Origin of the sequence: Shewanella sp. BJSY2023SW001, assembly GCF_047314685.1 — a bacterium.
Classification (GTDB): Bacteria; Pseudomonadota; Gammaproteobacteria; order Enterobacterales; family Shewanellaceae; genus Shewanella; species Shewanella indica.
Window position 1 is genome coordinate 1 of the sequence record NZ_JBKORF010000052.1, and the last position, 20,850, is coordinate 20,850.

Genomic DNA, 20,850 nt, shown 5'->3' on the forward strand with positions numbered 1-20,850 from the left:
CGCAATTAAGCGATGATCTTGGCTACAACACCAGCACCAACTGTACGGCCACCTTCACGGATTGCGAAGCGCAGACCTTCGTCCATCGCGATTGGGCAGATCAGAGTAACAACCATCTTGATGTTGTCGCCTGGCATTACCATCTCTACGCCTTCTGGCAGTTCGATAGTACCGGTCACGTCAGTTGTACGGAAGTAGAACTGTGGACGGTAGCCTTTAAAGAATGGAGTGTGACGACCACCTTCTTCTTTAGACAGTACGTAAACTTCTGATTCGAACTTGGTGTGTGGAGTGATTGAACCAGGCTTAGCCAGTACTTGACCACGCTCTACTTCATCACGCTTGGTACCACGCAGCAGGATACCGCAGTTCTCACCGGCACGACCTTCGTCCAGCAGCTTACGGAACATTTCTACACCAGTACAGGTAGTCTTGGTAGTGTCGTGGATACCCACGATTTCTACTTCGTCACCAACTTTGATGATACCGCGCTCTACACGACCTGTTACTACAGTACCGCGACCAGAGATTGAGAATACGTCTTCGATAGGCAGCAGGAATGGCTTATCGATATCACGCTCTGGCTCAGGGATGTAAGAATCCAGTGCTTCAGCCAGTTCGATGATCTTGGCTTCCCACTGAGCGTCGCCTTCCAGAGCTTTCAGAGCTGAGCCCTGAATTACTGGCAGGTCATCACCTGGGAAATCGTACTCAGACAGCAGTTCACGAACTTCCATCTCTACCAGTTCCAGCAGCTCTTCATCGTCTACCATGTCACACTTGTTCATGAATACGATGATGAAAGGTACACCTACCTGACGAGACAGCAGGATGTGCTCACGAGTCTGTGGCATTGGGCCGTCAGTAGAAGCTACTACCAGGATTGCGCCGTCCATCTGGGCAGCACCGGTGATCATGTTTTTAACATAGTCAGCGTGACCTGGGCAGTCTACGTGAGCGTAGTGACGAGTTGGAGTGTCATACTCGATGTGAGAGGTATTGATGGTAATACCGCGCTCACGCTCTTCTGGAGCGTTATCGATCGCTGCGAAGTCACGAGCCTCACCACCGTAAGTCTTAGACAGTACAGTTGAGATAGCAGCAGTCAGAGTGGTTTTACCATGGTCAACGTGACCAATGGTGCCCACGTTAACGTGGGGCTTGGAACGTTCAAATTTAGCTTTAGACACGATATATTCCTTTCTTTTCAGAAGAGTCCGGCTTTGCCGGACACCATCAATCAAAATAACAGTTAATGCCGTTACCTAAATCAGGTACGAGCTTCGATAACTGCTTTAGCAACGTTTTGCGGCGCTTCAGAGTACTTCAAAAACTCCATGGAGTATGAAGCCCGGCCCTGAGTCGCTGAGCGCAAATCTGTTGCATAACCAAACATTTCAGCCAAAGGTACCACAGCTCGAATAATCTTGATACCGGCGACGCCGTCATCCATACCTTCGATAAGACCACGACGACGGTTCAGATCACCTACTACGTCACCCATGTAGTCTTCTGGGGTTGTCACTTCAACCTTCATGCAAGGCTCGAGCAACACAGGGTTAGCTTGCAGCGCCCCCTTCTTGAAGCCCATAGAACCTGCAACTTTGAACGCCATTTCGTTCGAGTCCACATCATGATATGAACCATCGAACAGAGTGACCTTCACGTCCAATACAGGGAAGCCGGCGACAACACCGTTCTTCATCTGTTCTTGGATCCCTTTGTCAACCGCAGGGATGTATTCCCTAGGAACGACACCACCAACGATTTCGTTGACAAACTCATAACCGGCACCCTCTTCACGAGGCTCCAGTTTCAGCCAGACATGACCGAATTGACCACGACCACCAGACTGACGCACAAACTTACCTTCCACTTCCACAGCACTGCGGATAGTTTCACGATAAGCCACCTGAGGTTTACCAACGTTACATTCAACGCTGAACTCACGGCGCATACGGTCGATGATAATGTCCAAGTGTAGCTCACCCATACCTGAAATCAGAGTCTGACCCGACTCCTCATCAGTCTCAACCCGGAAAGAAGGATCTTCCATTGCCAGCTTCTGCAGCGCAATGCCCATCTTTTCCTGGTCGGCTTTGGAACGAGGTTCCACAGCAATGGTAATGACCGGCTCGGGAAATTCCATCCGCTCCAGAATTACCTTATGGTCTGGGTCACACAGGGTGTCACCGGTTGTCACATCTTTCAGGCCGATAGCAGCAGCTATATCACCTGCGCGCACTTCTTTCAGTTCTTTACGGTCGTTGGCGTGCATCTGCACGATACGGCCGATACGCTCACGCTTCTCTTTTACAGAGTTGTAAACGGCTGAACCTGACTCCAGGACACCTGAGTAAACCCGGATAAAGGTCAAAGTACCCACAAATGGGTCTGTTGCGATTTTGAATGCCAACGCAGAGAAAGGTGCATTGTCATCAGAAACACGCTCAACTTCCTGTTCTCTGTCATCGATGCCCTTAATCGCAGGAACATCAACCGGAGCAGGAAGGTATTCAACAACAGCATCGAGAACTGCCTGTACGCCTTTATTTTTAAAGGCACTACCACAGGTAGCCAGCACAATTTCGTTGTTGATAGTACGTTGACGAAGCGCTTTTTTGATCTCTTCTTCTGTGAGCTCACCTTCTTCAAGGTATTTGTCCATCAGCTCATCAGAAGCCTCTGCGGCACTCTCTACCAGGTATTCGCGCATTTCGGTTGCCTTGGCAAGCAAATGCTCTGGGATCTCTTCGTGAGTGAAAGTCAGGCCCTGGTCTTCTTCATTCCAGTTGATGGCTTTCATCTTGATGAGATCGATAACCCCGCTAAAGTTTTCTTCTGCACCAATATTCAATTGAATAGGCACACAAGTTGCACCGAGACGGTTACGGATCTGTCCTACTACGCGATCAAAGTCGGCACCGGCACGGTCCATCTTATTGACGAACACCAGACGGGGGACATGATACTTGTCGGCCTGACGCCATACGGTCTCAGACTGAGGTTCCACACCAGAAGAACCACAAAAGACCACTACAGCACCGTCAAGTACGCGCAGAGAACGCTCTACCTCAATAGTAAAATCGACGTGACCTGGGGTATCGATGATATTGATACGATGCTCAGTAAACTGGGCATCCATACCGCGCCAGAACGTGGTAACAGCCGCTGAGGTAATAGTAATACCCCGCTCCTGCTCCTGAACCATCCAGTCAGTGGTAGACGCACCGTCATGGGTTTCACCCATCTTGTGGTTTACCCCTGTATAGAACAGGACTCGCTCTGTGGTAGTGGTTTTACCTGCGTCAACGTGAGCACAAATACCTATGTTGCGATAACGCTCAATTGGAGTTGTACGAGCCACGATTATACCCTCTTGACTAAGATAAAAATCTTAGCAATGTCAGAGAAAGCGCGGGCAAGCCCGCGCCCGATATTACCAACGGTAATGAGCAAACGCTTTGTTGGCTTCTGCCATACGATGCACGTCTTCGCGCTTCTTAACGGCAGTACCTTTGTTTTCGGAAGCGTCCAGCAGTTCACCTGCCAGGCGCAGAGCCATAGATTTTTCACCACGCTTACGAGCAGCTTCAACCAACCAGCGCATCGCCAGTGCGTTACGACGAACTGGACGAACTTCACATGGAACCTGGTAAGTAGAACCACCAACACGGCGAGACTTAACCTCTACCGCTGGGCGAACGTTTTCCAGGGCTGCTTCAAGGATAACCAGATGCTCTTCGCCTTTCTTATCGGCGACAACATCCAGTGCTTTGTAGATAATTTTTTCAGCAGTCGACTTTTTGCCGTCCTGCATAATGACGTTGATGAACTTAGCCAGCAACTCACTTTGAAACTTTGGATCAGGTAGGATTTTACGTTGTCCTACTACGCGACGTCTTGGCATAACTATTCTCCGTATGCTTCAGGTATTTCCAAAACTGGAATTTATATTTAGCTTGGCCTTACTTAACGGAAAACCATTAAGACTTAGGACGCTTAGCACCGTACTTAGAACGAGCTTGGCGACGTGAAGTCACACCAGCACAGTCCAGGGCGCCACGAACAGTGTGATAACGCACACCAGGTAAGTCTTTAACACGACCACCACGGATCAGGATTACACTGTGTTCCTGCAGGTTGTGGCCTTCACCGCCGATGTACGAAGATACTTCGAAACCGTTGGTCAGACGCACACGAGCTACTTTACGTAGTGCAGAGTTAGGTTTTTTTGGAGTAGTGGTGTACACACGAGTACAAACACCACGCTTTTGTGGGCACGCGTTCAACGCAGGCACGTTAGTCTTTTCGACTTTAGGTGCGCGAGGCTTACGTACCAACTGGTTTACAGTTGCCATGTATAGCTCCGAATCAGTTGATTTCAACTCAACAATAAGGTGTGAAAAATCTAATCCCACAATAGTGGGACGCGGAATTTTAGAAAGGTAAGGCTTGGCTGTCAAGAAATAGCCAACTTTTGCAGCGTATTCCAATGAAAAAGGCGCCTTTCGGCGCCTTTTGTAACATCTATGCTACTTATTCCTGACTGCCAGCCAGGTTCAACAGATCGGCCAGGTTCTGTTCGGCTTCGCTGGCGCTGATGCTAGGTGCTTCAGTCGCTACTTCACCGCGAGCCTGGTTACGGTTGTTGTGGTAAGCATAACCCGTACCAGCCGGGATCAAACGACCTACGATCACGTTCTCTTTCAGACCGCGCAGGTTATCACTCTTACCACCTACTGCCGCTTCGGTCAGTACGCGAGTGGTTTCCTGGAACGAGGCCGCAGAGATGAAGGACTCAGTCGCCAGAGAGGCTTTGGTGATACCCAGCAGTTCACGTTCGAACTTGGCCGGAATCTTGCCCTGCTCTTCCAGTTCGCGGTTAGCGATCTTGACGCGGGACACCTCAACCTGCTCCCCTTCGAGGAACTCAGAATCACCGGCTTCAGTGATCAGACACTTACGCAGCATCTGGCGAATGATCACCTCGATGTGCTTGTCGTTAATCTTCACACCCTGCAGACGATATACGTCCTGTACTTCATTCACAATGTAGTTGGCTACGTTGTGGATACCGCGCAGACGCAGAATATCGTGAGCAGACTCTGGACCATCGGCGATCACTTCACCGCGTTCGACTTTTTCACCTTCGAACACGTTCAGGTTACGCCACTTGGGGATCATCTCTTCGTATGGGTTACCGCCCTCGGCAGGAGTAATAACCAGACGACGCTTACCTTTGGTCTCTTTACCGAAGGAGATGGTACCGCTGATCTCAGCCAGAATCGCAGGCTCTTTCGGCTTACGGGCTTCGAACAGGTCAGCAACCCTTGGCAGACCACCGGTAATATCGCGTGTCTTGGACGATTCCTGAGGAATACGAGCCAGTGCATCACCGACGCTGATCTGAGCATTATCTTCCAGGTTTACGATCGCATTGCTGGGCAGGAAGTACTGCGCAGGTACGTCGGTACCAGGAATAGTCAGGTCATTACCGTTTTCATCCACCAAGCGGATCATTGGACGCATTTCTTTGCCGGCGCTTGGGCGCTGGGCCACATCCAATACCACGATGGAAGACAGACCGGTCAGCTCGTCGGTTTGACGCGAGATGGTGACACCGTCAATCATCTGCTCAAACTTCACATAACCCGCCACTTCAGTGATGATTGGGTGAGTATGTGGATCCCAGTTAGCGATGGTCTGGCCAGCGTTAACTTCAGCGCCTTCCAGCGTTTCGAGCACAGTACCGTAAGGCACTTTGTAGCGCTCTTTCTCACGGCCCAGTTCATCGATAATCGCCAGCTCAGACGAGCGCGATACGATAACCAACTTGCCATCGCTGTTCTTAACGAACTTGGCGTTATGCAGCTTCAGGTTACCGGCGTTCTTCACCTGAACGTTGTTTTCTGCAGAAGCCCTGGATGCCGCACCACCGATGTGGAAGGTACGCATCGTCAGCTGTGTACCAGGCTCACCGATTGACTGAGCAGCAACAACACCGATTGCTTCACCTTGGTTGATCAGGTGACCACGGGCCAGGTCGCGACCATAACACTTGGCACAAACACCGAAGTCGGTATCACAGGAGATCACAGAGCGAACTTTAACTTCGTCAACGCTGTACTCTTCCAGCTTGTCACACCATGCCTCATCCAGCAAAGTGTTACGTGGCGCCAGGACTTCGTCGGAACCAGGATAGTAAACATCCTCGGCAACAACACGACCCAGTACGCGCTCACGCAGTGGCTCAACCACGTCACCACCTTCAATCAGCGGTTTCATGATCAGACCTTCGTGAGTACCACAGTCATCTTCGATAACGACCAGATCCTGGGCAACATCCACCAGACGACGAGTCAGGTAACCTGAGTTTGCTGTCTTAAGTGCGGTATCCGCCAGACCCTTACGAGCACCGTGGGTTGAAATAAAGTACTGCAGTACGTTCAGACCTTCACGGAAGTTCGCCACGATGGGCGTTTCGATGATAGAGCCGTCTGGCTTGGCCATCAGACCACGCATACCCGCCAACTGACGGATCTGAGCGGCACTACCACGAGCGCCTGAGTCGGCCATCATGTAGATGCTGTTGAAAGAAGCCTGTTTCTCTTCTTCACCGTCGCGGTTGATAACCACTTCGGAAGACAGGTTTTCCATCATCGCCTTGGAGACTTTCTCGTTGGCGCTGGCCCAGATATCGATAACCTTGTTGTAACGCTCACCGGCAGTTACCAGACCAGACTGGAACTGTTCCTGGATTTCCAAAACTTCGGCTTCTGCGTCGGCAACCAGCTTGTACTTGGCTTCCGGGATTTCCATATCGTTGATACCGACAGAGGCACCTGAGATAGTGGCGTATTGGAAACCTGTGTACATCAGTTGGTCAGCAAAGATAACGGTATCTTTCAGACCCAGCTGACGGTAGCAGGTGTTCAGCAAACGGGAGATCTGCTTCTTGCCCATGTTCTGGTTAACCAGATCAAAAGACATACCGGCTGGCAGGATCAATGACAACAGAGCACGACCTACTGTGGTGTCGACAATGCGACGCTGCTGGGTGCGCTCACCGTTCTCATCGATATGAGTTTCGGTGATACGAACTTTAACCCGGGCGTGCAGCTCGGCGGCACCTGTGCGATAGGCTTTCTCGGCTTCGGCAACAGACTCAAAGGCCATACCTTCACCGCGGCCATTTACGCGCTCACGGCTCATGTAGTACAGACCCAGTACCACGTCCTGAGAAGGAGTGATAACCGGCTCACCGTTGGCAGGTGACAGAATGTTATTGGTTGACATCATCAACGCACGGGCTTCCAGCTGGGCTTCCAGCGTCAGAGGCACGTGTACCGCCATTTGGTCACCGTCGAAGTCGGCGTTATAGGCCGCACACACCAGTGGGTGCAGTTGAATCGCTTTACCTTCGATCAGTACAGGTTCGAACGCCTGGATACCCAAACGGTGCAGTGTTGGTGCACGGTTCAGCATCACAGGGTGTTCGCGGATCACTTCATCCAGTACGTCCCAAACCTCGGCAACTTCACGCTCAACCATCTTCTTGGCGGCTTTGATGGTAGTGGCCAGGCCACGACCTTCCAGCTTGCCGTAAATGAATGGTTTGAACAGTTCCAGCGCCATTTTCTTCGGCAGACCACACTGGTGCAGACGCAGAGTTGGGCCCACGGTAATTACCGAACGGCCTGAGTAGTCAACACGCTTACCCAGCAGGTTCTGACGGAAACGACCTTGCTTACCCTTGATCATATCGGCCAAGGACTTCAGAGGACGCTTGTTGGAACCGGTAATGGCACGACCGCGACGACCGTTATCCAGCAGGGCATCAACAGATTCCTGCAGCATACGCTTTTCGTTGCGAACTATGATATCCGGAGCGGCCAGATCCAGCAGACGCTTCAAACGGTTGTTACGGTTGATCACGCGGCGATACAGATCGTTCAGATCTGAAGTCGCGAAACGACCGCCGTCCAGTGGAACCAGAGGACGCAGATCAGGTGGCAGAACCGGCAGCACCTTGAGGATCATCCACTCTGGCTTGTTGCCTGAATGGTAGAAGGCCTCAACCAGCTTCAAACGCTTGGTGACTTTCTTGCGACGGGTCTCAGAGTTAATAGATGGCAGCTCTTCGCGCATCTGCTCAACTTCTTTCTCCAGATCGATAGCGCGCAGCAGTTCCAGAACCGCTTCGGCACCCATCTTGGCTTCAAACTCGTCACCATACTCTTCCAGCGCATCCAGGTAGGTTTCTTCGGTCAGCATTTGACCGCGCTCCAGGCTGGTCATGCCTGGCTCGATAACCACATAAGATTCGAAGTAGAGTACTCGCTCAATATCACGCAGAGTCATGTCCAGCATCAGACCGATACGGGATGGCAGTGACTTGAGGAACCAGATGTGGGCAACTGGGCTGGCCAGTTCGATGTGGCCCATACGCTCACGACGTACTTTGGTCTGGGTCACTTCAACGCCACACTTCTCACAGATCACACCGCGGTGCTTGAGACGCTTGTACTTACCGCACAGACACTCGTAGTCTTTGACCGGGCCAAAGATACGGGCACAGAACAGGCCTTCACGCTCAGGCTTGAATGTACGGTAGTTGATGGTTTCAGGCTTCTTAACTTCACCAAATGACCAAGAACGGATCAGATCAGGCGACGCCAGGCCGATCTTGATGCCTTCAAATTCTTCAGTCTTGCTTTGCTGTTTCAGAAACTTTAATAAGTCTTTCACGTTTCTCTCCTGAAGGAGTTAAACCCGGTGCCCCGCTCTCGCGGAGCACCAATTCGTTGCCAAACGCAGGCTTTAACCCGCGTCTTACTCTTGATCCAACTCGATGTTGATACCGAGAGAACGGATCTCCTTCAGCAATACGTTGAAGGACTCTGGCATTCCTGGCTGCATCTGATGGTTACCGTCAACGATGTTCTTGTACATCTGAGTACGACCGTTAACGTCATCCGATTTCACTGTGAGCATTTCCTGCAGAGTATACGCAGCACCGTATGCCTCCAGGGCCCACACTTCCATCTCACCGAAACGCTGACCACCGAACTGAGCTTTACCGCCCAGAGGCTGCTGAGTAACCAAGCTGTACGAACCGGTAGAACGGGCGTGCATCTTGTCATCAACCAAGTGGTTCAGTTTGAGCATGTACATGTAACCTACGGTCACAGGACGCTCGAACTGGTTACCGGTACGACCATCAAACAGATTCAGCTGACCAGAAGTCGGCAGACCTGCAAGCTCAAGCATCTGCTTGATCTCTTTCTCTTTGGCACCGTCGAAGGCTGGGGTTGCCGTTGGCAGACCATCCTTCAGGTGTTTGGCCAGACGCAGAACTTCATCATCGGTAAATGAATCGATATCCACGCGCTGCTTCACTTCATCGCCCAGTTCATAGACCTGTTTGATGTAGCCACGCAGTTCGGCCAGCTCACGCTGTTCTTCCAGCATGGCATTGATGCGATTACCAATACCTTTAGCCGCAGCACCCAAGTGAACTTCCAGTACCTGACCTATGTTCATCCGCGAAGGTACACCCAGAGGGTTCAGTACGATGTCGACAGGGTTACCCTGCTCGTCGTATGGCATATCTTCGATAGGACAGATCTTGGAGATCACACCCTTGTTACCGTGACGACCCGCCATCTTGTCACCAGGCTGGATGGTACGCTTAACTGCCAGGTAAACCTTAACGATCTTCAGTACGCCTGGAGCCAGATCATCACCTTGGGTGATCTTGCGACGCTTGATTTCGAACTTCTTGTCAAAGTCGGCTTTCAGCTCTTCGTGCTGTTCAGCCAGCTGTTCCAATTCGGTTTGCTTGGCTTCATCGTCGATAACCTGAACCAATACGTCTTTGCGTGGCAGTTCAGCCAGTTTGGCTTCACTGAAACCAGCGCTCAGCAGCAAGTTACGGGCACGGCTCAGAACACCTTCTTCAAGGATCTTGAACTCTTCTGTCAAGTCCTTACGGGCTTGAGCAATGTGCATCTCTTCGATTTCGATGGCGCGCTTGTCTTTTTCAACACCATCACGGGTGAAGACTTGCACGTCGATAACGGTACCCTTCACTGAGTTAGGTACACGCAGAGAGCTGTCTTTAACGTCAGACGCTTTCTCACCGAAAATAGCCCGCAGCAGTTTCTCTTCCGGAGTCAGCTGAGTTTCACCCTTAGGCGTTACCTTACCAACCAGAATGTCACCGCCTTTAACTTCGGCGCCGATGTAAACGATACCGGATTCATCCAGCTTGCTCAGTGCAGACTCACCTACGTTAGGGATATCGGCAGTGATCTCTTCGCTACCCAGCTTGGTGTCACGAGCGATACAGGACAGTTCCTGAATGTGGATAGTCGTGAAACGGTCTTCCTGCGCTACGCGCTCGGAAATAAGGATGGAATCCTCAAAGTTGTAACCGTTCCATGGCATGAACGCCACGCGCATGTTCTGACCCAGAGCCAGGTCGCCCAAGTCGGTTGACGGACCATCGGCCAGCACGTCACCACGCACCACAGGCTCACCTACGCTACAGCATGGACGCTGGTTGATGCAGGTGTTCTGGTTGGAGCGGGTGTACTTGGTCAGGTTGTAGATATCGATACCGGCTTCGCCTGGGCGCAGCTCATCTTCGTTAACCTTAACCACGATGCGGCTGGCATCAACATAGTCGATCACACCGCCACGCTTGGCAGCCACAACCACGCCTGAGTCAACAGCCAGTGTACGTTCAATACCTGTACCCACCAGAGGCTTCTCTGACTTGAGTGTTGGTACTGCCTGACGTTGCATGTTTGCACCCATCAATGCACGGTTAGCGTCGTCGTGCTCAAGGAATGGGATCAAAGATGCCGCCACAGAGATGATCTGCTGTGGAGATACGTCCATATACTGGATATCGGAAGCGCGCATAAAGGTGGATTCACCCTTGTGGCGACAGGCAACCTGCTCTTCCACAATGCGACCTTCGTTGTCGAGCTCGATGTTGGCCTGTGCAATCACATAGCGGCCTTCTTCGATGGCTGACAGATATTCCACTTCATCAGTAACCACACTGTCGATCACCTTGCGGTAAGGTGTTTCCAGGAAGCCGTATGAGTTGGTACGGGCAAAGGTAGACAGTGAGTTGATCAGACCAATGTTTGGACCTTCAGGGGTCTCAATTGGACACAGACGACCATAGTGAGTTGGGTGCACGTCTCGAACTTCGAAGCCGGCACGCTCACGGGTCAGACCGCCAGGACCAAGAGCCGAAATACGGCGCTTGTGAGTCACTTCTGACAGTGGGTTGTTCTGATCCATAAACTGCGACAGCTGAGAAGAACCGAAGAACTCCTTCACTGCTGCAGAGATTGGCTTGGCGTTGATCAGATCCTGAGGCATCAGCTCGTTCAGATCGCCCAGAGACAGACGTTCACGTACTGCGCGCTCAACACGTACCAGACCGACACGGAACTGGTTCTCGGCCATTTCGCCAACGCTACGGATACGACGGTTACCCAGGTGGTCGATATCATCGACTTCATCAAAACCGTTACGGATTTCGATGATCTTCTTCATTACGGCAACTATGTCTTCTTTGGTCAGTACACCGGTACCTTCGTTCTCGTCGATTTCAAGACGACGGTTGAACTTCATCCGGCCCACTTTAGACAGATCATAGCGCTCTTCGCTGAAGAACAGATTCTGGAACAGAGCTTCGGCGGCATCCTTGGTTGGTGGCTCGCCAGGACGCATCATGCGATAGATTTCAACCAGCGCTTCCAAACGGTTGGTGGTTGAGTCAATACGCAGGGTGTCAGAAATGTAAGCACCGTGATCCAGCTCGTTGATGTACAGGGTGCTGACCTCTTTGATACCGGCCAGTGACAGATTGGCCAGGTCTTCCAGGCTGATCTCGTTGTTGGCGGTAACCAGTACTTCACCTGTGTCAGGATCGATATAGTCCTGAGCCGCCACTTTACCAACAATATACTCAACCGGTACTTCCAGTTCAGTGGTGTTGGTTTTTTCCAGTTGGCGGATATGACGGGCAGTGATACGACGGCCCTTCTCTACCAGCACAGTGCCTTCAGAGTCCTTGATGTCATAGCTGGCAGTTTCACCACGCAGACGCTCAGGAACCAGTGTCATGACCAGAGAATCTTTCTTGATCTTGAAGTCAATACGCTCGAAGAAGATGTCGAGGATATCCTGAGTAGAATATTCCAGGGCACGCAGAATGATGCTGGCAGGCAGCTTACGGCGACGGTCAATACGTACAAACAACGCATCTTTAGGGTCGAACTCGAAGTCGAGCCATGAACCGCGGTAAGGAATAATACGCGCGTTATACAGCACTTTACCTGAGGAGTGTGTCTTACCACGGTCGTGGTCGAAGAACACACCTGGGCTACGGTGCAACTGAGATACGATAACACGCTCAGTACCATTGATGACAAAGGTACCGTTTTCAGTCATCAGAGGGATATCCCCCATGTAGACTTCTTGTTCTTTTATATCTTTTACAGTGCCGGCGGCAGCTTCACGATCATACAGCACCATGCGCAGCTTAACACGCAGTGGAGCGGAGTATGTCACACCGCGGATTTGACACTCTTTCACATCAAAAACAGGCTCGCCCAGCTTATAGCTGACGTACTGCAGTTCTGAATTACCAGAAAAGCTCTTGATGGGAAAAACGCTACGGAAGGCGGCCTCTAGGCCACGCTCACCGGTAGGATCTTGATCGGTGAACTTCTTAAAAGAGTCTAACTGAATAGACAACAAGTAAGGGATGTCCAATACCTGTGGACGCTTACCGAAGTCTTTGCGAATACGCTTCTTTTCAGAATAGGAGTAAACCATGGGTTTCCTCTGCTTGCGAGATGTGACCAAGACTGGATCAACACAGTTAATCCAGCACGTTTGCCCATCACCGTTGATGGCAAGAACCTAACCAATAATCACTGCTAGGGACTGCAAAATCTGGCGACAAACGGTGAAAAAAATCGCCAACGCTTACAGCGCAAAAAAGGCCGACGGTCAAAAAACCGCCAGCCTCCACCCAATTGGCTTGGGTGATTGTAAGTCAGTATGACTTACTTGATCTCTACTTGAGCACCAGCTTCTTCAAGATCTTTCTTCAGAGCTTCAGCTTCTTCTTTAGAGACGCCTTCTTTAACAGCTACTGGAGCAGATTCAGCCATAGCTTTGGCTTCTTTCAGACCCAGACCTGTGGCACCACGTACAGCCTTGATCACAGCAACTTTGTTGTCACCGTGAGAAGTCATAACTACGTCGAACTCGGTTTTCTCTTCAGCAGCAGCAGCTTCACCAGCGCCGCCAGCAACTACTGCAGCAGCAGCAGATACGCCGAACTTCTCTTCCATAGCTTCGATCAGTTCAACAACTTCCATTACAGACATAGCTGCAAAGGCTTCAAGGATTTGGTCTTTAGTGATAGACATAACAAATGTTTCCTATTGTTCTGAATTCAATTCTGTTAAGCAGCCAGCTTGAGATTAAGCGGCTTCTTGTTTTTGATCGCGCAGAGCGGCCAGAGTACGAACGAACTTGCCAGCAGATGCTTCTTTCATAGTCATCATCAGCTGTGCCAGTGCTTCTTCGTAAGTTGGCAGTTTTGCCAAACGATCAATGTCAGCTGCAGGGATGAATTCCCCTTCAAAAGCTGCACCTTTAACTTCGAAAGCGGCTTGCTCTTTAGCAAAGTCTTTTAACAGACGAGCTGCAGCACCTGGGTGCTCGTTAGAGAAAGCAATCAAAGTTGGGCCAGAGAACACCTCTGTCAGACACTCAAAAGCAGTGCCTTCTACTGCGCGGCGAGCCAGAGTGTTACGTACTACACGTACATACACACCGTTTGCGCGAGCAGTCTTACGCAGAACTGTCATAGCACCTACAGTTACACCGCGTGAATCGGCGACAACTGCAGAAAGCGCACCTTTGGCAGCTTCGTTGACTTCAGCAACAATCGCTTTTTTGTCTTCGAGTCTTAATGCCATTGGCTTTACTCCTGGATTCTACCTGGGGGTTCCCCCCAGTGTTTACCATACTGAATACAAACGTACTCAGTTACTTACGGTGCAGATAATCCAGCAGAAATAAATCTATCTGGGGCCTGACACCGTCTACGCAGGAAATTAAGTATTCCAGACGGTCAACACCTGCGGTCTTGGACGGAAACCCATCAGAGTGAAAACACCCGTCATAGGTTCCAACCCACAAAAGTGCGCGCATTATAGGCTAACACGCGCACTTTGTAAAATTAGCTAGCAGCGTCCAGAGTGTTCTGGTCGACAGCTACACCTGCACCCATAGTGGTGGAGATGCTTACCTTCTTCACATACTGACCTTTGGCTGCAGCAGGCTTAGCCTTTCTCAGTGCAGACAGCAGTGCTTCCAGGTTTTCTTTCAGTTGAACAGTTTCGAAGTCCACTTTACCGATAGTAGTGTGGATGATGCCGTTCTTGTCGTTACGGTAACGAACCTGACCTGCCTTGGCGTTCTTAACAGCTTCGGCAACGTTAGGAGTTACAGTACCGGTTTTAGGGTTAGGCATCAGGCCGCGTGGGCCCAGGATTTGACCCAGCATACCAACAACGCGCATTGCATCAGGAGATGCGATAACTACGTCGAAGTTCATTTCGCCGGCTTTCACCTGCTCAGCCAGATCTTCCATACCTACCAGTTCAGCACCAGCTTCTTTCGCAGCTTCGGCATTGGCACCTTGAGTGAATACAGCAACACGTACTTCACGACCGGTACCGTGTGGCAGCACAGTGGCACCACGAACGTTTTGGTCTGATTTACGAGGATCAACACCCAGGTTAACGGCAACGTCTACGCTCTCAACGAACTTGGCAGTAGCCAGTTCTTTCAGCAGAGCTACAGCTTCGTTGATGTCGTATGCTTTGGTTACGTCCACTTTCTCGCGGATGGTGCGCATGCGCTTAGTCAGCTTTGCCATTATATTAGTCCTCTACTACCAAACCCATGGAACGCGCAGTACCTTCGATTGAGCGAATCATCGCTTCAATGTCAGCACCAGTCATATCGGTTGCCTTGGTTTCAGCAATTTCCTGAACCTGGCTACGCTTGATAGTACCCACTTTCTCAGTGTTAGGACGGGCAGAACCTGACTTCAGGCCAGCGGCTTTCTTCAGCAAGAAGGCTGCAGGTGGAGTCTTGGTTTCGAAAGTGAATGAGCGATCATTGTAAACAGTGATCACTACTGGAATTGGCATACCTTTTTCGAACTTTTCAGTACGAGCGTTGAATGCTTTACAGAATTCCATGATGTTCACACCTTTCTGACCCAGAGCTGGACCAACTGGTGGAGACGGGTTTGCAGCACCGGCTGCTACTTGCAGCTTGATGTAAGCTTCAATTTTCTTTGCCATCTGACATTTCCTCAGTTTGGGTTCAAACGCTCAGGCAACATGCCTTAAGCTCCCCGAAAACAACGGGTGCGGATTATATAGAAATCCGCACCCGTTGCCAAACGGATTTTGTATTTTATTTAATCAGGATTTTTCAACCTGATTAAAGTCCAACTCAACCGGAGTTGAGCGGCCGAAGATCATCACAGACACCTTAACGCGGTTCTTGTCATAATCCACTTCCTCAACCGTACCGTTGAAGTCGGCAAATGGACCATCGGTAACCCGAACCACTTCGCCGGGTTCGAACATAACGCGATGAGTCGGAGAATCAGTCGTCTCCTGCAAGCGACGCAGGATAGCCTCGGCTTCCTTATCAGAAATAGGTGCTGGGCGATCAGATGTGCCACCAATAAAGCCCATCACTCGAGGAATACTCTTCACCAAGTGCCAGCTTTGATCGTTCATTTCCATCTGTACCAGCACATAACCGGGGAAAAACTTACGCTCACTCTTGCGGCGTTGGCCGGCACGCATTTCCACGACTTCTTCGGTAGGAACCAGTACTTCGCCGAAGAACTCTTCCATACCATGCATCTTGATGTGTTCAAGCAAAGACTTACATACACGGCCTTCATAACCGGAAAAAGCCTGAACCACATACCATCTTTTCTTAGCTTCTTTAGCTTCAGTCATTCTAGTGCCTATACGCCAGTAATAAAGTTGACAATGCGCAGCAATACCGCATCCAATCCCCAAAGGATCAAGGCCAGGATACCTGTCGCAGCCAGTACGATAAAGGTGGTATTCAACGCCTCTTGGCGAGTAGGCCATACAACTTTGCGCACTTCGATTTGTGACTCACGGGCAAAGGCCAAGGCTTGCTTACCCTTAATCGTTTGCAGGGCTATAAAACCTGCAATAGCAAATACGACAACCACACCCGCTGCGCGGATTGGCAGAGTGAAGATTTCACTGTCGTTGTACATCTGGTTGCCAACAATCGCTGCAGCCACCAGTAGTATAGCTACTACCCACTTTACGATATCCAGAGAGTTGCCCTGGTTTTCAGTATTTGTTGTCATCGGTTAATTCCGTTACTCATTACGACCTGAGCCTAGGGACAGCTGAGTAAGTTTAAGGCTTAATTCAGCGCCAGCCCGCTTTCGAACTCGCCCCTGACGAGAATTCTCCGGCTCAGGGCACAAAAATCGGCCATAGATTGTATTCTTAATCAACTTTGTTATCAAGGATACACAGGGCGAAACCAAGAGAAAGGCGGACTCTTTGTGTCAGTTAACCAAAAAGCACAGTTAAGCGCCTTGATGCCAAGAACCAAATCCAAGACCAATACTTTTCCCAAAAAGGCTCGAAAATCAATTCGTCCGCTCGGAAACAATAACCTACCGAGTTTTCTATCTGTTTGAGAGTGTGACATCAAGCATGCGCCTGGTTTCCTGTTTGCCTCAATAACCCACCTTTAAATGGACCACTTTAAGAGCCGGTTTGAGTGTCCAGCGGACACCTGAATAGCCAAATCGGTCACTTTTTAAGAAAAGAGGACACTAGTGCGGACACTTACTGCAAGGTGGGCGCAAGAATAACAAATATAAACAATGTGTTATTGCTTTGGCATGTTTTCTGCTTTATCTAGCTGAGTAGCGAAACAGCCGTCGACTGGCGTTGTGGAACTCGCCGGCCGCGGCTCTTTGTCACTATCTTGCTGATGGGCCATCGCCGATGAGCCATCACCCCCTCCTTGGGGACCCTCTTCCCGACCGCAGGAAGCGCCCGCTGTAATGGCCCGGCCATTGGCGCTCCTGCTCCTTTTTCTTTTTTAAGGTCACTCACCCCGGCATAACTGCGGACTTGGCAATCAAACTCAGTTTGGCGCGCTTACTCAGCTTTTTTACCGCCATCTCCCGCCGCAGGGCATCACCGTGGCCACTAATCTCTTCACGATAAACGAGTTGCAAAGGCCCGCGACCACGCAGATATTTGGCGGCTTTGGGGCCGCCACTCTGATGCTCCTGCAGGCGCCGGGTCACATCCTTGGTGATCCCTGTGTACAGCTCGCCCCCGGCGCAGCGCAGGATATACAGCTGCCAGTTATCACCACTCATTCCAGTCCCAACAGGCCGAGGAAGAAGGCATATTCCAGCGCGGTATCTTCAAATTGCCGGAAACGTCCGCTCTTGCCGCCATGGCCGGCCTCCATATCCGTCTGTAACAGCAGCAGATTGTCGTCCGTCTTATAATCCCTGAGTTTGGCCACCCACTTGGCTGGCTCAAAATACTGCACCTGAGAATCGTGCAGCCCTGTGGTCACCAACAGATGCGGGTAGGCCTGATGGCGAATGTTGTCATAAGGCGAGTAGCTCAGCATGTAGTCAAAGTAGGGCTTGTCATTGGGGTTGCCCCACTCATCATATTCATTGGTCGTCAGTGGAATCGACTCATCGAGCATGGTGGTGACTATATCCACAAAGGGCACATGGGCGGCCACCGCCAGGTAAAGATCCGGAGCCTGATTGACCACGGCACCCATCAATAAACCACCGGCACTGCCTCCGGCGGCAACCACTTTGCCGGGTGCGGCATAACCCAGGTCCAAAAGTGCTCGGGTAGTGTCCTCAAAGTCATTGAAACTGTTTCGTTTATTAAACAGCCTGCCATCATCGTACCAAGGCCTGCCGAGCATCTCTCCACCCCGGACATGGGCAATGGCATAAACCACGCCGCGATCCAGCAGGCTGAGAACAGAGGCATCGAAATCCGGCTCTATGATATGGCCGTAAGCACCATAACCGTATTGATACAGTGGGTTACTACCGTCTTTACGGAACTTGTCCTTGCGATACACCAAAGTCACGGGCACCTGGGCACCATCACGTGCCGGGATCAACAAGCGCTCGGCCTGATAGTTGCCGGGCTCGAAATCCCCCAATACCTTTTCCTGTTTGAGCAGTTTACGCTCACCCGGCTTATCCAGTTGATAACTGTAAATACTCTCGGGGGTAGTCGGGCTCGAGTAATATAACCTCAGTTCGCGACTGTGCTGGCTGGGATTGATATCCAGACCAACCACATAGGCCGGGTCATCAAAGGCCAATTCATAGCCGCGGCTGAGATCTGTATGGGGATAGACCTTGATATGGCTCAGCCCCTGGCTGCGGCTCTGTACTATCAGATAATCGTCCAGCAATAACAGATCTTCGAGGCGCACCTCGGGATCATGGGCCAGCACCTGCTGCCACTTGCGCTTATCGCCGGCATCGGCAGCCGTGGTTTTCATCAGCCTGAAATTGGTCGCCTTCCAGTTGCTGAGGATGAAGAATTCATCTCCACGCTTGGCGATGCTGTATTCGTGGCCCTCTTCCCGTGGCAGAAACGCCCGGAACTCGCCGAGCGGGGCGTTGGCATCGAGCAGGGAAACTTCACTGGTCGTGGTGCTCTCGTGGTGCAATACAATCAGGGATTCATCCAGACTCTTGCCGAGGGAGATATAGAAGGTATCGTCCTGCTCTTCATAAACCAGCAGATCCTCGCTCTGGGGGCTTCCCAGCTTGTGCCGGAAAACCTGGTATCCCAGCAGAGTCTGTGGGTCTTTGGCGATATAGAACACATAACGGTTGTCATTGCTCCAGACCACCCGTCCATCAACGCCCGTCAGCTTGTCGGCAAGCAGTTCCCCGGTGGCAAGATCTTTAAAATAGACGCTGTAAATACGGCGGCTGAGGGTATCCTCGGCGAAGGCCAGTATCTGCTCATCCGGGCTGACAGACACTCCGCCCAGGGCGTAAAACTCCTGCCCCTCGGCACGCAGGTTAACATCAAGCAGCAACTGCTCTTCACCATTGAGCTCACGGCTTCTGGCGATCACCGGATACTCCAGCCCGGCCTCGAAACGGCGGTAATACCAATGGTTATGCCAGCGATATGGCACACTGCTCTCATCCTGCTCCAGCCTGGAGATCAGCTCTTTAAACAGTTTCTGTTTCAGCGGCTCCCAAGGCTTAAGACGTGCGGCGGTATAGGCGTTTTCCCGTTCCAGATAGTCGATAACGTCCGGGGCCTGACGCTCATCGTCACGCAGCCAATAATAGTCGTCTGTCCTGGTCACACCGTGAAGGCTCATGGTGTGGGGACGTTTTTCGGCAACCGGTGCCACCAGCTTATTTTCTGAATTCATTCCACTGCATCCGCACAGCCACAAGGCTGTGCCTAAAACCAACATCAGGGATCCTGCTCGACTCATCACTCTTCCTTAAAGCGTTAATATCTGCGGCCTACTCCCTCGACTACAGGCCGCCTGCATATAGTGACGCCGACCGGCGCCAACGGCAAGCCCTGTCACCTAAGCCTTGATATCAAAGTTGCCGGCAGAAAATGTGACCCTGTCCGCTTGTCATTTGTATATTACAAGCGCATGCTGTTGCCGCCTGTTATATACAAATGACGGGTAAATTCTCAGGGCGGGGTGAAATTCCCCACCGGCGGTAAATCGTGTCAGCGACATGAAAGCCCGCGAGCGCCCGCCAGATTTTGGCGGGGTCAGCAGATCTGGTGTCATCACATCCTAGCGTGACTAATCCAGAGCCGACGGTGTTGCCATTTAGATGGCTCAGTCCGGATGAAAGAGAATCAGATTGCCGCCAGGCGATCCGCTTAGTGATATGTCTCTGCCAATGGCAGAGACACCGCTATTCCTTTCTTTGCCCTGATTCTGGAAAACCCAAGCCGTAATTTAAGGATTTTTACCATGAATCAGTCATTATTAGCGCCTTTTGGCACCCCAATTAAAAGAGTCGAAACCGCCCTCGAAGCATTGCGTCAAGGCCGCGGTGTTTTGGTGGTCGACGATGAAGACAGAGAAAACGAAGGCGATCTAATCTTTGCCGCCGAGAGCTTGACCAACGCCCAGATGGCGATGCTGATCCGCGAATGCAGCGGCATTGTCTGTCTCTGCCTTACCGACGAGAAAATCAAGGCCCTGCAGTTGCCGCCCATGGTGGAAAACAACTCCAGCCAATTCGGCACCGCCTTTACCGTAAGCATTGAGGCCAAAGTCGGAGTCACGACCGGGGTTTCCGCTGCCGACCGGGTGACCACTATCAAGACCGCCATTGCCGACAACGCCAAACCGGAAGACCTGGCCCGCCCTGGGCACGTCTATCCGCTGCGGGCTCAACCCGGTGGTGTGATGACCCGCCGCGGTCACACCGAGGGCACTGTGGACTTGATGCAACTGGCTGGCCTAAAACCCGCCGGAGTGCTGTGCGAAGTAACCAACCCGGATGGCACCATGGCCAGACTGCCACAAATCATTGCTTTTGGCGCCCAACACAACCTGCCGGTTCTCTCCATCGAGGATATTGTCAGTTATCGCGAATCTCTGCTGGCCAACGCAGGCTAATAAACCAGCACTCCCTAACTATTTGATCAAAAG

At 51.3% G+C, this 20,850-nt stretch carries 15 protein-coding genes and 1 riboswitch; of the genes, 1 reads left to right on the forward strand and 14 read right to left on the reverse strand.

Annotation, left to right across the window (positions count from 1 at the left end; translation table 11 throughout):
• Positions 1-5: 5 nt before the first annotated feature.
• From tuf to ACMHXH_RS11915, 14 genes are all read right to left on the reverse strand, one after another.
• Positions 6-1,190: an elongation factor Tu gene (gene tuf / locus ACMHXH_RS11850; RefSeq protein WP_251767294.1), complete on the reverse strand. Its 1,185-nt coding sequence runs from the start codon at positions 1,188-1,190 to the stop codon at positions 6-8.
• Positions 1,191-1,270: 80 nt separating this feature from the next.
• Positions 1,271-3,367, reverse strand: coding sequence for an elongation factor G (gene fusA / locus ACMHXH_RS11855; protein WP_039034637.1), 2,097 nt, complete (start codon positions 3,365-3,367; stop codon positions 1,271-1,273).
• 72 nt (positions 3,368-3,439) lie between these two features.
• Positions 3,440-3,910 carry a 30S ribosomal protein S7 gene (gene rpsG, locus ACMHXH_RS11860; protein ID WP_025012041.1) on the reverse strand — a complete coding sequence of 157 codons (471 nt, stop codon included), beginning with the start codon at positions 3,908-3,910 and terminating at the stop codon, positions 3,440-3,442.
• A 76-nt stretch (positions 3,911-3,986) separates the two neighbouring features.
• Positions 3,987-4,361, reverse strand: coding sequence for a 30S ribosomal protein S12 (rpsL, locus tag ACMHXH_RS11865; protein ID WP_039034652.1), 375 nt, complete (start codon positions 4,359-4,361; stop codon positions 3,987-3,989).
• A 178-nt stretch (positions 4,362-4,539) separates the two neighbouring features.
• Positions 4,540-8,751, reverse strand: coding sequence for a DNA-directed RNA polymerase subunit beta' (gene rpoC, locus ACMHXH_RS11870; RefSeq protein WP_039034636.1), 4,212 nt, complete (start codon positions 8,749-8,751; stop codon positions 4,540-4,542).
• A gap of 84 nt (positions 8,752-8,835) precedes the next feature.
• Positions 8,836-12,867: a DNA-directed RNA polymerase subunit beta gene (gene rpoB / locus ACMHXH_RS11875; protein ID WP_071476345.1), complete on the reverse strand. Its 4,032-nt coding sequence runs from the start codon at positions 12,865-12,867 to the stop codon at positions 8,836-8,838.
• 233 nt (positions 12,868-13,100) lie between these two features.
• Complete coding sequence (gene rplL, locus ACMHXH_RS11880; RefSeq protein WP_039034634.1) at positions 13,101-13,469, reverse strand: 50S ribosomal protein L7/L12; 369 nt, start codon at positions 13,467-13,469, stop codon at positions 13,101-13,103.
• A 54-nt stretch (positions 13,470-13,523) separates the two neighbouring features.
• Positions 13,524-14,024 (reverse strand): 50S ribosomal protein L10, encoded by a 501-nt coding sequence (gene rplJ / locus ACMHXH_RS11885; protein ID WP_039034633.1) that lies wholly within the window; start codon positions 14,022-14,024, stop codon positions 13,524-13,526.
• 263 nt (positions 14,025-14,287) lie between these two features.
• Positions 14,288-14,989, reverse strand: coding sequence for a 50S ribosomal protein L1 (gene rplA / locus ACMHXH_RS11890; RefSeq protein ID WP_039034632.1), 702 nt, complete (start codon positions 14,987-14,989; stop codon positions 14,288-14,290).
• A gap of 4 nt (positions 14,990-14,993) precedes the next feature.
• Positions 14,994-15,422, reverse strand: a complete 429-nt coding sequence (gene rplK / locus ACMHXH_RS11895) for a 50S ribosomal protein L11 (RefSeq protein WP_039034631.1) — start codon at positions 15,420-15,422, stop codon at positions 14,994-14,996.
• 123 nt (positions 15,423-15,545) lie between these two features.
• Positions 15,546-16,097, reverse strand: a complete 552-nt coding sequence (gene nusG, locus ACMHXH_RS11900; RefSeq protein ID WP_025012047.1) for a transcription termination/antitermination protein NusG — start codon at positions 16,095-16,097, stop codon at positions 15,546-15,548.
• Positions 16,098-16,105: 8 nt separating this feature from the next.
• Positions 16,106-16,486, reverse strand: coding sequence for a preprotein translocase subunit SecE (gene secE / locus ACMHXH_RS11905; protein WP_039034630.1), 381 nt, complete (start codon positions 16,484-16,486; stop codon positions 16,106-16,108).
• A gap of 762 nt (positions 16,487-17,248) precedes the next feature.
• Entirely contained in the window at positions 17,249-17,524 is a 276-nt protein-coding gene (locus ACMHXH_RS11910; RefSeq protein ID WP_144362047.1) for a GIY-YIG nuclease family protein, read from the reverse strand.
• A complete protein-coding gene (locus ACMHXH_RS11915) occupies positions 17,521-19,659 on the reverse strand; it encodes a S9 family peptidase (RefSeq protein ID WP_412514596.1) in 2,139 nt (712 codons plus the stop codon). Before ACMHXH_RS11915 ends, ACMHXH_RS11910 begins: the two co-directional genes overlap by 4 nt.
• A gap of 204 nt (positions 19,660-19,863) precedes the next feature.
• A riboswitch (FMN riboswitch) is annotated at positions 19,864-20,050 on the forward strand.
• A 113-nt stretch (positions 20,051-20,163) separates the two neighbouring features.
• On the opposite strand from ACMHXH_RS11915, the gene ribB reads away from it, so the two are divergent.
• Entirely contained in the window at positions 20,164-20,817 is a 654-nt protein-coding gene (gene ribB, locus ACMHXH_RS11920; protein WP_039034627.1) for a 3,4-dihydroxy-2-butanone-4-phosphate synthase, read from the forward strand.
• Positions 20,818-20,850 lie beyond the last annotated feature (33 nt).

Bases quoted from the DNA above. Each gene is read 5' to 3' on its own strand.
- rpsG (WP_025012041.1), bottom strand. From the start codon at position 3,910: ATGCCAAGACGTCGCGTAGTAGGACAACGTAAAATCCTACCTGATCCA.
- rpsL (WP_039034652.1), bottom strand. From the start codon at position 4,361: ATGGCAACTGTAAACCAGTTGGTACGTAAGCCTCGCGCACCTAAAGTC.
- rpoB (WP_071476345.1), bottom strand. From the start codon at position 12,867: ATGGTTTACTCCTATTCTGAAAAGAAGCGTATTCGCAAAGACTTCGGT.
- rplL (WP_039034634.1), bottom strand. From the start codon at position 13,469: ATGTCTATCACTAAAGACCAAATCCTTGAAGCCTTTGCAGCTATGTCT.
- rplJ (WP_039034633.1), bottom strand. From the start codon at position 14,024: ATGGCATTAAGACTCGAAGACAAAAAAGCGATTGTTGCTGAAGTCAAC.
- rplA (WP_039034632.1), bottom strand. From the start codon at position 14,989: ATGGCAAAGCTGACTAAGCGCATGCGCACCATCCGCGAGAAAGTGGAC.
- rplK (WP_039034631.1), bottom strand. From the start codon at position 15,422: ATGGCAAAGAAAATTGAAGCTTACATCAAGCTGCAAGTAGCAGCCGGT.
- nusG (WP_025012047.1), bottom strand. From the start codon at position 16,097: ATGACTGAAGCTAAAGAAGCTAAGAAAAGATGGTATGTGGTTCAGGCT.
- secE (WP_039034630.1), bottom strand. From the start codon at position 16,486: ATGACAACAAATACTGAAAACCAGGGCAACTCTCTGGATATCGTAAAG.
- ACMHXH_RS11910 (WP_144362047.1), bottom strand. From the start codon at position 17,524: ATGAGTGGTGATAACTGGCAGCTGTATATCCTGCGCTGCGCCGGGGGC.
- ACMHXH_RS11915 (WP_412514596.1), bottom strand. From the start codon at position 19,659: ATGAGTCGAGCAGGATCCCTGATGTTGGTTTTAGGCACAGCCTTGTGG.
- ribB (WP_039034627.1), top strand. From the start codon at position 20,164: ATGAATCAGTCATTATTAGCGCCTTTTGGCACCCCAATTAAAAGAGTC.